Here is a 14442-nt window from a genome sequence, read left to right on the forward strand (position 1 = left end):
AGAAGACAGGACTTCACTTAACCTGAATAAAAAGCATATTGCCTCAACATATATAAATCAGATTCTATAGAATAAGCTGACTGAGAGTATGTGGAAAGCTGCATTAGTGCTGCTGGTAGCAGTGTCTGTTTTAGTAATAGTATTCACACGAAAGCCTGTTGCACCTCACGTGAATCAAGCAAAGCATAGTGAGGAGCATGTAATCGACAATATATCTTACGGAGATACCCTTTTCATTTATGCACAATACTCAGAATGTGGAGAGTTTGGTGGGCATCGGGAGTTAATAAAAGTGTACTTGTCTGATGAAGGTGACGTTAGAGAAAGACTAGGCTATGCAGAGTTTCGACAAAGACCATTTACTGCGGATTTTTTCCTTGATACAATAGGATGCTCTTACCGGGCTGACAGAAAGTATTTCTTGGAAAAGCAGAAAGTGCTAAGTGCCGACGATGAAAAAGCTATTGTGCGATACATGCATGCTTTGCTCAATTACAGCTTGAAAGACCTGCGTACATTCCATGCCGGAAATGTATACTGGGTTGGAATGGATAATGGAAAACCTCAAATATGGGTTTATGATACCCAGTATAGTTGGAGGGGACATAAAGCATTGCGAGAAAAGTTATTCGGCAACTAAAGTGCTCAGCCCACATAATTATTACGCTGCTTGAAACCACAAGGTCCTTCGTGCTAGCACGAAGGACCTTGTGGTGTTGATAAGTGCGAGAACGGACGTACGCCAAGTTACTCTGCCAGCAGACTCGCCACGGTTTTCTCGAACTCCGCGGTTTCCTGCTGGTAGTACTTGCCGGTGCCGGGGCCGGAGAAGCCGGTGTGAATCTTGCGCACCTCGCCTTTTTTGTCTATAAAAATTGTGGTTGGGAAGGCTACCACTTTCGCCAGCTGCGGCAAAGAGTTGGCGGCCGAATCCTTATTAGCTACGCCGGCCACGGCCAAATCATAGCCAACGTTGAGGCGCTGCTTCATCTTGAGCAGTTTCTGCGAGGCTAGTTTCTGGTCGGGGGTACGCTCATAGCCCAGCCCAATGATTTCCACGCCGCGCTGCTTGTTCTTCTCGTACCACGGAGCTAGGAAGTTGGTCTCGTCCATGCAGTTTGGGCACCACGAGCCGAGGATCTGCACTACCACCACTTTGCCTTTATACTTAGGGTCGGTGGGGGAGACGCTGCCACCTTCGTATACACTCGGGAACTTGAAATCCAGCTTTTTCTGGCCGGGCTTCATGCCTGCCAAGGCGTTGGCGTCGGGAAGCTTGGCGTTGCCGTCGAGCACAGCAGTCCAGGTCTCGTGGCCGGATTTGCCGGCATAGAAGTCACCGGTGATGTTGTTGATATTGCCCGGCTTGGCCAGCTTGCCATCGAATAGAAAGCCATGGCTACCATCGAAAGTGGAAAGCAGAATATGCTCGCCGTCGGCCTTATACACTAGATTGCCCGCTAAGTAACGGTAGTCACCGGTGGAAGTCAGGAAGGTGCCGACAAGCCTATTACCATTCGCAGTGTCCTGTTTAATTAGAGCCACGGCAGGATAAGTTATACCCTCACTGTCCCGAAATTCCGTGCGAAAAGTCGCACCGCGAACTAAGTCCCCATAAATAGGGGTGACCTTCGTTGCATCATTAAAGAATAAATCGTCTTCCGAAACTGTGTTCCGATGTGCCGCAAACGGCACCCGATACGGCTCTTTGCCATCGTACTTCACCCAAGTGCCTTTCACCTTGTCGGCACCGTCGGCCCGCACCACCAAGGCCGCGTCGAACACGCCCAAACGGATGGTGGTGGAGTCGCCGGCCGTGCTGATTTCATCGAGCTTGAGGCGTTCCTCGCCGTTGCGCAGCGTCACGGTGAGCTTACCACCATCAGTGGCCACATCGAATAGAAACGGTATTTCCTGGCCTTGGGCCGAGAGTACGCCGCGCCAAGTGCCCGCCGTGAGGGGGGTGGCGGCCGTAGTGGCCGCTTGATTTTCTGATGATGAGTTTGACTGACAGGCCGCTACGGCCAGCGCGAGTCCGGCCCCAGCTACAGCCTTGCGAAAGAAGAAGGCAACGGGCATAGAGAAAAGTTGAAAAGGTTGATGCGGCACTAAACTACTACGGGCCGCTATTAGTTTACTACCTAAGGCCGCCAAGGTACTGCCTACATAAGGAGTATGGCGTTCCGTTTCGGCCCTGGTTCATTGGAATCATTCTAAATGAGGTCGGGCAGGTCCCGCAAAGCCCCGAAAAATTGGGACGCGCCCTACCCGGTACCTATATTTGCGTACCTACCTCCTAGTAGGTTCGTTCCCTTCACATTTTTCCCTTTCGCATTATGGCGTTTGACTTAGAAATGATCAAGGCGGTGTACGCTGGTATGGGCCAGCGTATTGAGGCAGCGCGTGCTGCTGTTGGCCGTCCGCTTACCCTGACTGAAAAAATCCTGTACGCTCACCTGTACGGCGGCTCGGTTTCGCAGGCGTATCAGCGGGGTGTTTCTTACGTCGATTTCGCTCCTGACCGTGTGGCCATGCAGGATGCTACTGCTCAAATGGCGTTGCTCCAGTTCATGCAGGCCGGTAAAGCCCAAGTGGCCGTACCCAGCACCGTGCATTGCGACCACCTGATTCAGGCCAAAGATGGCGCCGACGAGGATTTGGCCATTGCCAACTCCGAGAACAAGGAAGTATACGATTTCCTGGCTTCGGTTTCCAATAAATACGGCATCGGCTTCTGGAAGCCCGGCGCAGGTATCATTCACCAAGTGGTACTTGAAAATTACGCCTTCCCCGGCGGTATGATGATCGGTACCGACTCGCACACGCCCAACGCGGGTGGCCTCGGCATGATTGCCATTGGTGTTGGTGGTGCCGACGCCGTAGACGTGATGGCGGGCATGGCCTGGGAGCTGAAGTTTCCGAAAGTAATTGGCGTGAAGCTGACCGGCAAAATGAACGGTTGGACTTCGGCCAAAGATGTAATCCTGAAAGTAGCGGGCATCCTGACCGTAAAAGGCGGTACCGGTGCTATTGTAGAGTACTTCGGTGAAGGTGCCAACAGCCTTTCGGCTACCGGCAAAGGCACCATTTGCAACATGGGTGCTGAAATTGGGGCTACCACTTCGGTGTTCAGCTACGACGAGAAGATGGGCGACTATCTGCGCGGCACCAGCCGGGCCGAAATTGCTGATGCTGCTGCCGCTGTGGCCGAGCATCTGCGCGCCGACGACGAAGTATATGCTGACCCGCAAGCCTATTACGACCAGCTTATCGAAATCGACCTTAACACGCTGGAGCCTTACGTGAACGGCCCGTTCACGCCGGACGCCGCTTGGCCGATTTCCGAGTTTGCTGCCGCTGTGCGTGAGCATGGCTGGCCCGAGAAGCTAGAGGTTGGTTTGATTGGCTCGTGCACCAACTCGTCGTACGAGGACATCACCCGTGCGGCTTCGGTAGCCTCGCAAGCAGTAAGCAAAGGCCTAACGGTAAACGCCGAATTCACGGTAACGCCCGGCTCGGAGCTGGTGCGCTATACCGTGGAGCGCGACGGTTTGCTGGACACTTTCGCTCAAATGGGTGGCGTGGTATTGGCTAACGCCTGCGGTCCGTGCATTGGGCAGTGGGCTCGTCACACCGACGACCCCAAGCGCCGCAACTCCATCATTACGAGCTTCAACCGTAACTTTGCCAAGCGCAACGACGGCAACCCGAACACCCACGCCTTCGTGGCCTCGCCCGAAATCGTGACGGCTTTCGCCATTGCCGGCGATCTGACCTTCAACCCGCTGGTTGACACCCTGACTACCAAAGACGGCCAGCAAGTGAAGTTTGACGAGCCATCGGGCCTCGAAATGCCGCCTGCTGGCTACGCCGTGGAGGATGCCGGCTACCAAGCTCCGGCCGACGACAGCACTGGCGTACAAGTGATTGTAGACCCAGGTTCCGACCGTTTGCAATTGCTGGCGCCGTTCAAGCCGTGGGAAGGCACCGACCTGAAAGGGTTGCGCCTACTCATCAAGGCCCAAGGTAAGTGCACCACCGACCACATTTCGATGGCTGGCCCGTGGTTGAAATACCGCGGCCACTTGGACAACATCTCCAACAACATGCTCATCGGGGCAACCAACTCCTTCAACGGCGAGGCCAACTCGGTGAAGGATGCGCTGACCTCGGGTACGCCTTACTCGCCGGTTCCGGCTGTAGCGCGTAACTATAAGGCCCAGGGAATCGGGTCGATTGTAGTGGGTGATGAGAACTACGGAGAAGGTTCGAGCCGGGAGCACGCCGCTATGGAGCCGCGCCACTTGGGCGTACGCGCCATCTTGGTGAAGAGCTTTGCCCGGATTCACGAAACCAACCTCAAGAAGCAGGGCATGCTGGCGCTTACCTTCGCCAACAAGGCCGACTACGACCTGATTGAGGAAAACGACATCCTCGATATCCTCGGCCTCAATAGCTTCCAGCCGGGTCAGCCGTTGCAAATCCGCCTGCACCACGCCGACGGCGACACCGACCTGATTACCGTGAACCACACGTACAATGAAGGTCAGATTGAATGGTTCAAAGCCGGTTCGGCCCTGAACCTGATCCGTCAGAAAGAAGCTAGTGGCGCGGAATTGTCACAGAAGTAATCCTTAGCTAGTTTTCAGCTGTTACGCAAAGAGCCGTTTCGTAAGAAACGGCTCTTTGTTTTGCTTTGTAGCGTGTTTCAACATGAATTCTTCTAGTAAGCACACCTTGTCGTTGGGTGGGTTGTTTATCACGCTGGCGGGCGCCGTACTGTTTTCCACCAAAGCCATCTTTGTGAAGCTGGCTTTCGGGCAGCTACGCGTAGATGCCGTAACGCTGCTGGCGGTCCGGATGATTTTTGCGCTGCCGTTTTACTTGGTGGCTGCTTTCGTACTGAGCCGGCAGAAAGGCAACGTGCGATTCACGGCGAAAGAATGGCTGTATGTAAGTACCATTGGAATCCTAGGGTACTACCTCAGCAGCCTGTTCGACTTCATTGGCCTGCAATACATATCGGCGGGACTGGAGCGGCTAATTCTGTTTCTGTACCCCAGTTTCGCCGTGTTTATCAACGCTTTCTACTTCAAGCAACGGATTTCCGGTATTCAGAAAACGGCTTTGCTGCTGACGTACTTGGGCATTGGTATTGCCTACTTCGGCGAGCTGTCGGTTGACGCTAGCAACCCGGATTTCTACTTTGGAAGTTTTATGGTGCTGCTGTGCGCCGTCACGTACTCGGTGTACATTGTGGGCAGCGGCCGAATAATTCCGCGGGTGGGGGCCAACAAGTTCACGGCCTACGCCATGCTGGCGGCCACGGTGGGTGTGCTGGGGCATTCTTTGGTGGTTAATGCCGGTAAGGGACTGGCACTCAGCCCAGATATTTGGCAGTACGGCGTGTTGCTGGCGGTTTTTTCCACGGTGCTGCCCTCGTTTATGTTGTCGCAGGGGCTGAAAAGCATTGGCTCCAACAACGTGGCGGTTATCAGTGGCATCGGGCCGGTTTCCACCATTTTGCAGGCGCATTTTGTGCTGGGCGAGAAGATATTTTTCACGCAAGTGCTGGGTACTTTGATTGTTATAGTAGGTGTGCTATTGATTAGTTGGAAGCGGGAAGTACCATTGGCGAAACCTGAATCTGGGGCTTTGTAAACACGGCTAGTGGCTGCGGTGCTGCGGTAAGCGTTGAAAGAGCCGTAGCTTCGGGCTTATTTATCTTACGCCGATACACTTGATGAAACGATTAGCCAGTGCAATGGTGGCTGCACTAGTGTATGCCGCCCCGGTTCAGGCCCAAACCCTATCCGCCGATACCACCCACGCGCTGCCTGAAGTGCGCGTAATTTACCAGGCGGAAAAGCTGACGCCAGTTACCTTTCTGAACCTCGATGGCCGGGCGCTGGCCCGCAAAAGTGTAGGGCAGGAGCCCTCGTTTCTACTTTCCGAAACGCCCTCTATTACCGCCTATTCCGACGCGGGCAGCACCCAGGGCTACGCCTATTTCCGGCTGCGCGGCATCGATCAGACTCGCATCAATACCACCCTAAACGGCGTGCCGCTCAACGAGCCGGAAGACCAGGGTGCCTACTTTTCCAATTACCCCGACCTGCTGAACTCGGTCAGTTCCATCCAGATTCAGCGTGGAGTGGGCACCAGCCAGAACGGCACGGCCAGCTATGGGGGCAGTATTCAGCTATTTTCAACCTCGCTTCGCGACTCGGCGCATACCACGCTGGGGCTGGGCTACGGCTCGTTCAACAGCTACCGGATTTTTGGGGAATACGCTAGCGGACTGCACAACGGCAAGGCCCTATACGTGCGGGCTTCGGAGCTGCATTCCGATGGCTACAAAGATCGGTCGGCCAATACGTCGCGCTCGGTGTTTGTGAGCAGCGGGCTGTTCCGCGACAAAACCACCTGGAAGCTGAACATTCTGGCTGGGCAGCAGCGCAACCAGTTGGCGTGGCTGGGCGTGGCCGATTCGGTGCTGCAACGCAACCGCCGGGCCAACGCCAACAGCCCCGCCGAAAACGACCGTTTCACGCAGGCTCTGGTGCAGCTAAGCAACGACTGGCAGCCTAGTGCGGGCTCGTTGGTGAGTTCCAGCGTGTACTACTCCGCGCTGCGCGGCAATTACGATTTCGACTTCAACAACTTTATCGGGCTGCCGAGTACCAGCGAGCTGTACAACTACGGGTTTCAGTCGGGGTGGCTGGGCGCATTCAGCACGTACACCCGGCGCACTCAGCGCCTCACCTGGACCAGCGGGGTACACGCCAGCACCTACCACCGCCGCCACACTGGCACCGAACGAACCCTAGGCCAGCTCTACCGCAACACCGGCCGTAAGCCAGACCTAAGTGCTTTCAGTAAGCTGGAAGCGCAGGTGCAGCAATTTACTTTCTTTGCCGATGTGCAGCTGCGCTATACCGCGTTCCGCTACGAAGGCAGCGTGCCACTACCGACCCTCAACTGGCACTTTCTGAACCCCAAAGCTGGCATAAGCTACGCTGCTGCCCCTACTACGACGCTCTATTACACCGTGGGCCGTACCAGCCGGGAACCCACGCGCAACGACTTATTCATTGGCAACGACGACCTGCTGGCCGACAGCACCGGCGCGGCTCTGGTAACCAGCGCCACGCCCGAATCGGTGGTGGACCAGGAGTTGGGCGTGCGGCACCAAACCGAACGGTGGCAGCTGAACCTGAATGCGTACTACATGGCGTTCCGCAACGAAATTGTGCTGAATGGGCAGTTTGGGCCGAATGGCTTGGCGCTGACCAACAAAGTGGAAAGCAGCCGCCGGACTGGCCTGGAAGCCACGGTGCGTTACCAGCCCAACCGTCAGTGGGCGTTTATCAACAACTCGGCCTTCAGTTACAGCCGCATCCGGGAGCAGCGCGAAACGTTCGAGCCTGTTCTCACGCCGCCGCTCATCATCAACCAGGAAGCGCAGTACCAAGTGGGCCGTTGGACTGCCGCGCTGGTAGGCCGCTACCAAAGTCGCTCCTACATCGACTTTGCCAACTCGGCCACCGTGGCCACTTACGTGCTGCTGAACGCGCGGGTGCAGTACGCGCATAAAGGCTATCAGGTGTCGTTGTTTGCCAACAACCTCACCAACACCAAGTACTACAACAACGGCTATGTGGAAGCCGATGGTACCCGCAAATATTTCGTGCAGGCCCCCGTCAATTTCTACCTGAACGCGCAGTACACCTTTTAACCCCCTGTTGTTCTTCCCTCTGGTCGGAATGACATATCATTATTCATGCAAGCTGACGCTCCGCTTAAAGCCTTTGTGTTTGGTAAGTTCATGCCTTTCCACAAAGGCCATGAGCAGCTCATCAACTTCGCGCGGCGGCACTGCGACCATCTAACGGTGCTGGTGTGCGCCAGTGACCAGGAGCAACTGCCGGCCCAGGTGCGGCAGGCGTGGTTGCGGGAAACCTATGCCGGGCAGCCGGACGTGGAAATCCGGGTGCTGGAATACCTGGAAAGTGAGCTGCCGAATACGTCGGAAACGTCGTTGGCTGTATCGGAGGTATGGGCCGACGTGTTCAGCCGACTACTGCCGGAATGCCAGTTGGTAGTTACCTCGGAGCCGTATGGTGAGCTGGTGGCGGCGCGCATGGGTATTCGATATCTGCTGTTTGATGTGGCGCGCGCAACCGTACCCGTTTCGGCGTCGGCTATCCGGCAGAACCTGGTGGCGTACTGGCAGTTTCTGCCGGATAGCGTGAAACCGTATTACGCGCGCAAAGTGGTGATACTAGGCGCCGAATCGACCGGCAAAACCTTGCTAGCCAACCAATTAGCTGCGCACTTCCAGGCCAGCCTAGTAGCCGAAGCTGGCCGTGACTTAATTGCTAGCTCCGAGTGCTTCAGCTTAGATGACCTGCACGCCGTAGCTCAAGAGCACGCCCGCCGCATCCAGCAGGCACAAACTGGCCCTAGTCCGCTGCTGATAATCGATACCGACGTGCACATCACCATGTCGTACGCACAGCTGATATTTGGGCTGGAGCTACTGGTGCCGGCGGAGGTGTATGCCCTCAACCGCGCCGACCTGTATCTGTACCTGAGCCCCGATGTGCCCTTCGTGCAGGACGGCACCCGCCTTTCCGCCGCCGACCGGTTACGGCTAGACGCCTCACATCGCGCCACGCTGCGCCGCTACAACGTGCCGCTGGTGGAAATCAGTGGCGGTTGGACTGCGCGGCTGCAGCAAGCCATTCAGCTAATCGACGAACTGCTGCACGGATAAGAAGCTTTCCAGAAAACCCCGGTGGCTATTATGGTATGCAGGGAGAAGGATGAAAGCTCTTTTGTATATTAACTTTGTAATACAAAGTTCTTTGTTTATGTTTGCTCAGGCTTCAATTTCTGTTTCATCTCATGCTGCCTTCACGCTGCTGGTTGCCGTACGGCCTTGTTGCCGGCGCTTTCATAGCCCTCAAGTTCGGGTATATGCACGCTGCTACTAGTCACCTGCTGTGGCTGTTGTGGCCTACCGATGTGCTGGTAGGAGGGGTGCTGGGGTCGGTGTCGAGCTTCGAGCCGGCCCGCGGGTTCGTGCACGCTGACCTGCACATTGCTATTGATAAGTCGTGCTCGGGGTTCAACTTCTGGTTGCTATGCAGCGGCCTGCTGCTTGTCTCGGCTCTGCGCCATCAGGAGCCCATGCGGACCTTCCAGAACAGTTGGCTTCTGCTTTTGCCCGTGCTGGGCTATGTTCTGACTTTACTGGTCAATACCTCCCGGATTTTAACAGCAGTGAGCATCCAGCGCGTGTTTCCGCAGGCCGCGCGGCAGCTACCGTGGCTGCATCAGGCCGAGGGCGTGCTGGTTTATCTGGTTTTTCTATTGCTTATCTACAGTGGCTTCGAGCTGCTGTGCCACCGTTATCTACTGCGCTATGCGAAATCTGCTTAACCCCAAGTGGCTGCTGGTTCTGAACACGTTACCCATCGTGGTGCTGCTGGTGCTGCTGGCCGGCGAATACGCCGTGATTCATACGCTGCTGCCCAAAGCCAGCCAGCAGGTGTGGCAGGGGATAGGGACGGCCCTGCTCGTTTTAGGAGCAGCTCAGGCCGGGTTTGCACTCTGGCAAATGCACCGTAAGCAGCGCCTTACGGTTGCTTATGGCGTGGTAGCGCTCAGCTTGCATATCGCCTTCCTGTATGCCTACGGTTCTTTCCTGCGCCAGCTGTTTCCCACTGAAGTGCCCCGCTGGATGGTGCCCGGCGAAATGGAACTGTACGCCGGAACCTTTCTAATGCCTACGTTGGCCCATGCCGTGTTGGTACTTTTAGTGCGCCTCACCCCCGAAGAGCAGTCGCACAGGGCATTGCCAAACTTTGGGGTTGCGGTAGCTATTCCCGCCGTGGCCTACCTGTTCGGGCAACTGATATTGCCCTTGTGGCGCGTACCCGCTGGAGAATTCGGCGAGCATGCGCTGATCGTGCTGCTGATTGCCACAACGCTGGGGTTTCTGTTTTTTCTGGCCCGCGGGGTGTACATTCTAACCAGCAGCAGAACAGGAGTTTGGGCGAAGTACCAGCTGGTGTGGAAGGCGCTGATTGCCTTAGTGCTGCCGTTGATCGGGCTGGCCACCAACAGCGGATTGATTCTCAACTTTGGCTCCGCTGAAAACGGCGTTTTCGGTGATTTCAACGGCCCCTGGTTTTATGGCCTGGCGGTACTGAATGGGGTGCTGGTTTGCTGCCCGTCGCCGAGGGGGAAATGGGGGCGGTTGGCCTTGTTTGCCGGGCGCGCCGCCACATTGGCCTACACCCTCTACTTTTTCCTGGTCTTTCTGCCCTTTTTGCCGCTCTCCCTGGTTGCTGTTGTTGCCGTTGGGCTTGGCTTTCTGATGCTGACGCCGCTGGTACTGCTGTTGGTGCACTTGCGGGAGCTAAGCCAGGATTTCGAAGTGCTGCGCAGCTACTTTTCGCGGCGAGTACTGGTGAGCATACTTATTGGCAGCGGGTTGCTGCTGCCGCTGGGTATCACCGGTACGTACCTGCATCATCGGCAGGTGTTGCACGCCGCTTTGGCTTACCTCTACCTCCCGGATTACGCGTCGGCGCAGACCGTTGAAGCTGACGCGCTGGTGCCCGTGCTCCAGGAGGTTCGGGACCATAAGCGCGGCGGAGGCGGAATGTTTGGGAGCCATCTGCCATATCTGTCGTCGTATTTCAACTGGCTGGTACTGGATAACATGACCTTGTCGAACCAGAAGCTGAATCGTCTGAGCCAAGTGTTTATGGGGGAGCCGCCAGTAGCCGAGGCGCCCGGCAACCCGGCCGCCGACAACCCCGACCAGACCCGCCTGACCCAGATTACCAGCCGCAGTACCTACAATATGCACCAAGCGACCTGGACCAGTTGGGTGGAGCTGGAAATGACGAATACCACCGCCGCCGACAATGCCGAATACGTTACCACGCTGCAACTACCGGCGGGCTGCTGGGTGCAGGATTACTACTTGGACATCCGGGGCCGCCGGGAAAAAGGAATTCTGGCGGAGAAAAAAGCCGCTACCTGGGTGTTCTCCCAAATTCGCAACGAGCAACGCGACCCTGGTATTTTGTACTACCTGACCGGCAACCGAGTGGCTTTGCGAGTGTTCCCCTTCGCCGCGCGGGAAGTACGTCGAACTGGCTTCCAACTCGTGCACAAAGAACCGGTTGTGCTGCACCTGGCAGATCGGGCTATTTCCCTGGGCGACTCCGCCAAAAGCAGCGTGACAACTCCTGTTACTTTGCCTGGCGGCCAGGTTACCTACCTGAGTGCAGCTGCCAAACGCGCACTGCCCCTGGTACGCCGCCGTCCTTACTACCATTTTCTGCTCGATGCGTCAGCAAGTGTGGTTGCGCGCCGGCCGGCTTACGCGCGGCAGGTAGCTGCCTTTCTAAAGCAGCGGCCCGGCACTGCCGCCATGGCCCGCTACAGCCTGGTAAGTGCCACCACCAAGCGTACCACCGAGTCAGAATGGCAGGCCGCACTTGCTGCCGAACCGGCCACCGGGGGCTTTTACCTGGAAGGAGCCATGCGCCAGCTCCTGGCAGAAACCCAAACCAATCCGGCCGCCACCTATCCGGTATTTGTTGCCGTCACCGATGATTTTGCGCGGGCCCTGTTGCCGGCGGATTTTGCCGAGCTACAGGACGCTACTCCTGAGCAGTCGGTTTTCTACGTTCTCACCCCCAACGCACCGCCGGTTGCCCACTCGCTCCGGCAGGATTCCTCTTGGCCACTTGCTGCTGCGCCGTCCGATTCGGTGCCGGCGGTGCGGGCATGGCCTTCCGCCGGCGCACCGCGCGCTTATCTGCCCAACGATGAACAACCGTCGGTTGTGCTGGTGGCCACGGAACTGCAGTTACCCGCTACGGTAGGCCAGGGCTGGAAAGCCGGCTTGTGGTTGCAAGGGTACCAAACGTATGCAGCTCTCCACCCCGCAGCAGCCGAAACCATGCGGCTTTCTGCCATCAAAGCCAGCTTCCGGTCGGGTATCATGACGCCGCTGACGTCTTACCTGGCCCTCGAAAACGAAGCGCAGAAAGCTGCCTTACGCCGTAAGCAGAAAGAAGTGCTGAACGCTCATGCGGCTCTCGACGCCGGCGAGGATACGCAGCGTATGTCGGAACCAGAAGTATGGCTGCTCTTATTACTGGCCGGCGGCTGGGGGCTCGTACAATGGTACAGGCGCCGCAAGCTTCAGGTGTTCTGAGCCAGATGACTACGACTATGGTAGCTTGCCTGCCCGCGCATCAAGCACCAGGGCTGTGAGTTACTACAGGGTGGCTACCTGTGCGGCGCGGTTCTCGCGGGGCTTCTGCACGATGTAATAGAACAGCAGAATGCCCAAGCCCGTGAGAAACGGAATCAACGCCAAATGCTTGCCCGTTACATTGCCCCACACGCGCGCCGTATCAAAGCCGAGGAACTCGCTGATCATCCAGTAGGAGTTGGCTGAAATCCAGAATACAATAGCCAGATTGTGCGCCAACTCGGCCTTGATGTCGCGGGTGCGCCAAGTAATGACGATGGCAATAACCAGCGTGGGTACAATCATGCTTAGCCCCAGCGGCTTCCAGATCATACACCAGCCGATGTCTTTGAGCAGCCAGAACAGGATGTGCATGTTTTCCATCCGGCGGTAAGGAGCCGGGATGCTGTATATTTGGTCGTCGGGCTGCGGCATGGTGCTGATGGATTCCCCAAATATAAACCGCAGGTAGTTTCTTTGCGAAAACCTCGCCCAAGCGTCTGCCTTTACTTGTAGCTGCCAGTTCATGCCGATTACGCTCAGAAAAGTGCTCAAAACAACCGCCTACGTGGGCGGCGGAATAGTGGGTGTGGTGGTGGTGTATGCCGTGGCGGCGGTTGTCTGCTCGGCTATACCGGTAGGGGAGCGAAGCCAGCCCACACCCGGCGCCATTGAGGCTTACATCCTGTCCAATGGTGTGCACACCGATCTTGTAGTGCCGGTGCGTAACCCCGAAATCGACTGGACTCAGCAGATTCGCTACGTCGATACGCCCGCCGCCGACTCCAGCATGCGCTACGTTGGGTTCGGGTGGGGCGACAAAGGCTTTTACCTTGATACGCCTACCTGGGCCGAGTTGAAACCTAGTACGGCCTTCAAGGCCATGTTCTGGCTCGGCGAGTCGGCCATCCATGCCACCTTCCACCACAGGCCCAAAGAAGGCCCCGACTGTGTGCGCATCTACCTGACTCCGGCGCAGTATGCCGAGCTGGTAGATTTCATCCGCAAGAGCTTCGATTACGATGCGCAGGGGCTGGTGGAGCACATCAAAGGCCATAGCTACGGCCAGTATGACGCTTTTTACGAAGCCAAGCGCACATACAACCTGTTTTACACCTGCAATAGCTGGGCCAATGCAGCGTTGAAAGCTGCCGGCCAGCGTGCCGCCTTCTGGACACCGTTTGATGGCGGTATTTTTTGGCACTACCGCAACCGAGGCCCCGTCAACTAAAAATCTTCCACCTGCAAAAGCATCTTCCACGGATGCAAAACGTAAAAGCCCCTATGATAACATACGACCAAATCTTCGAGAAAAACCGCCAATGGGTAGCCAGCAACACGGCTTCCAACGTCAACTTTCTGGAGCACCTGGCTGCCGACCAAAAGCCCGACTATCTGTATATCGGTTGCTCCGACTCGCGCGTAACGGCCGAGGAGCTAATGGGTGTAGCGCCGGGTGAGGTGTTCGTACACCGCAATATTGCCAACATGGTCATCAATATCGACTTGAATGCCATGTCGGTGATTGAGTACGCAGTGGCGCACTTGGGTGTGAAGCACATTGTAGTATGTGGGCACTACGGCTGTGGAGGGGTGAAAGCCGCTATGCAGGCCAAAGACCTGGGCATTATGAACCCTTGGTTGCGCAACATCCGTGACGTGTACCGCCTGCACCACGCCGAACTTGATAAAATCGAGGACACTACTAAGCGCTATGACCGGCTGGTGGAGCTGAACGTGCAGGAACAGTGCGTCAACGTTATCAAGACGGCAGTCCTACAGCAGATGTACCTCAAAAATGGCTATCCTACGGTACACGGCTGGGTTTTCGACCTGAAAACCGGCCTGCTGAAAGACCTTAAGCTGGACTTCGAGCACATCCTGCACGACATTCAGGAAATCTACAACCTCAGCGACCAGCCGATGTACGCGGAAGGCGGCAGCCCGGCGCAGGAAATTGGCCAGCTTGCCAAAACCGATGCTGAACGCTAAGTAGTACGCTGAGCAAGCAAAAAAGCCGGGTCTGCTATGAACAGGCCCGGCTTTTTTGTGGGGTGCTGCCTGTAGCCGGCAGCCATAAAAGAAACCCGGCTGCCCCCGCGTAGCAAGACGGGAACAGCCGGGGCTGAGGGTGGCAGAAAAACGGCCGGATCCTA

General features: G+C 56.5%; 11 protein-coding genes. 9 read left to right on the plus strand and 2 right to left on the minus strand.

Annotation, left to right across the window (positions count from 1 at the left end; translation table 11 throughout):
* Nucleotides 1-88 precede the first annotated feature (88 nt).
* Entirely contained in the window at nucleotides 89-640 is a 552-nt protein-coding gene (locus tag G536_RS0108935; RefSeq protein WP_022823252.1) for a hypothetical protein, read from the plus strand.
* A gap of 107 nt (nucleotides 641-747) precedes the next feature.
* Here G536_RS0108935 and G536_RS27065 read toward each other — a convergent pair whose 3' ends face one another.
* The gene (locus G536_RS27065; protein WP_071837679.1) at nucleotides 748-2079 is read right to left on the minus strand and encodes a TlpA family protein disulfide reductase; all 1332 of its coding nucleotides are present in this window, start codon (nucleotides 2077-2079) and stop codon (nucleotides 748-750) included.
* A gap of 257 nt (nucleotides 2080-2336) precedes the next feature.
* Between G536_RS27065 and G536_RS0108945 the strand changes: the two genes are divergently transcribed.
* The 6 genes from G536_RS0108945 (at nucleotide 2337) to G536_RS0108970 (ending at nucleotide 12247) form a co-directional block, all read left to right on the plus strand.
* Nucleotides 2337-4631, plus strand: coding sequence for an aconitate hydratase (locus G536_RS0108945; protein ID WP_022823253.1), 2295 nt, complete (start codon nucleotides 2337-2339; stop codon nucleotides 4629-4631).
* Nucleotides 4632-4713: 82 nt separating this feature from the next.
* Nucleotides 4714-5661 (plus strand): DMT family transporter, encoded by a 948-nt coding sequence (locus G536_RS0108950; protein WP_022823254.1) that lies wholly within the window; start codon nucleotides 4714-4716, stop codon nucleotides 5659-5661.
* An 82-nt stretch (nucleotides 5662-5743) separates the two neighbouring features.
* Nucleotides 5744-7738 carry a TonB-dependent receptor gene (locus tag G536_RS0108955; protein WP_084708542.1) on the plus strand — a complete coding sequence of 665 codons (1995 nt, stop codon included), beginning with the start codon at nucleotides 5744-5746 and terminating at the stop codon, nucleotides 7736-7738.
* A 45-nt stretch (nucleotides 7739-7783) separates the two neighbouring features.
* Entirely contained in the window at nucleotides 7784-8779 is a 996-nt protein-coding gene (locus tag G536_RS0108960) for an AAA family ATPase (RefSeq protein WP_022823256.1), read from the plus strand.
* A 131-nt stretch (nucleotides 8780-8910) separates the two neighbouring features.
* Nucleotides 8911-9447 carry an exosortase K gene (gene xrtK, locus G536_RS0108965; protein WP_022823257.1) on the plus strand — a complete coding sequence of 179 codons (537 nt, stop codon included), beginning with the start codon at nucleotides 8911-8913 and terminating at the stop codon, nucleotides 9445-9447.
* A complete protein-coding gene (locus tag G536_RS0108970; RefSeq protein ID WP_022823258.1) occupies nucleotides 9431-12247 on the plus strand; it encodes an MSEP-CTERM sorting domain-containing protein in 2817 nt (938 codons plus the stop codon). The genes xrtK and G536_RS0108970 overlap by 17 nt, the downstream gene beginning before the upstream one ends.
* Nucleotides 12248-12310: 63 nt before the next feature.
* Here the strand turns inward: G536_RS0108970 and G536_RS0108975 are convergent, their stop codons facing one another.
* On the minus strand, nucleotides 12311-12721 hold the full coding sequence (locus G536_RS0108975) for a hypothetical protein (RefSeq protein ID WP_211223322.1): 411 nt from the start codon (nucleotides 12719-12721) through the stop codon (nucleotides 12311-12313).
* 91 nt (nucleotides 12722-12812) lie between these two features.
* Between G536_RS0108975 and G536_RS0108980 the strand changes: the two genes are divergently transcribed.
* Nucleotides 12813-13517 (plus strand): TIGR02117 family protein, encoded by a 705-nt coding sequence (locus tag G536_RS0108980; protein ID WP_022823260.1) that lies wholly within the window; start codon nucleotides 12813-12815, stop codon nucleotides 13515-13517.
* Nucleotides 13518-13570: 53 nt separating this feature from the next.
* On the plus strand, nucleotides 13571-14278 hold the full coding sequence (locus G536_RS27070) for a carbonic anhydrase (RefSeq protein ID WP_051166921.1): 708 nt from the start codon (nucleotides 13571-13573) through the stop codon (nucleotides 14276-14278).
* Nucleotides 14279-14442: the final 164 nt, after the last annotated feature.

It is taken from the genome of Hymenobacter norwichensis DSM 15439, assembly GCF_000420705.1.
In the GTDB taxonomy this organism is placed as follows: domain Bacteria; phylum Bacteroidota; class Bacteroidia; order Cytophagales; family Hymenobacteraceae; genus Hymenobacter; species Hymenobacter norwichensis.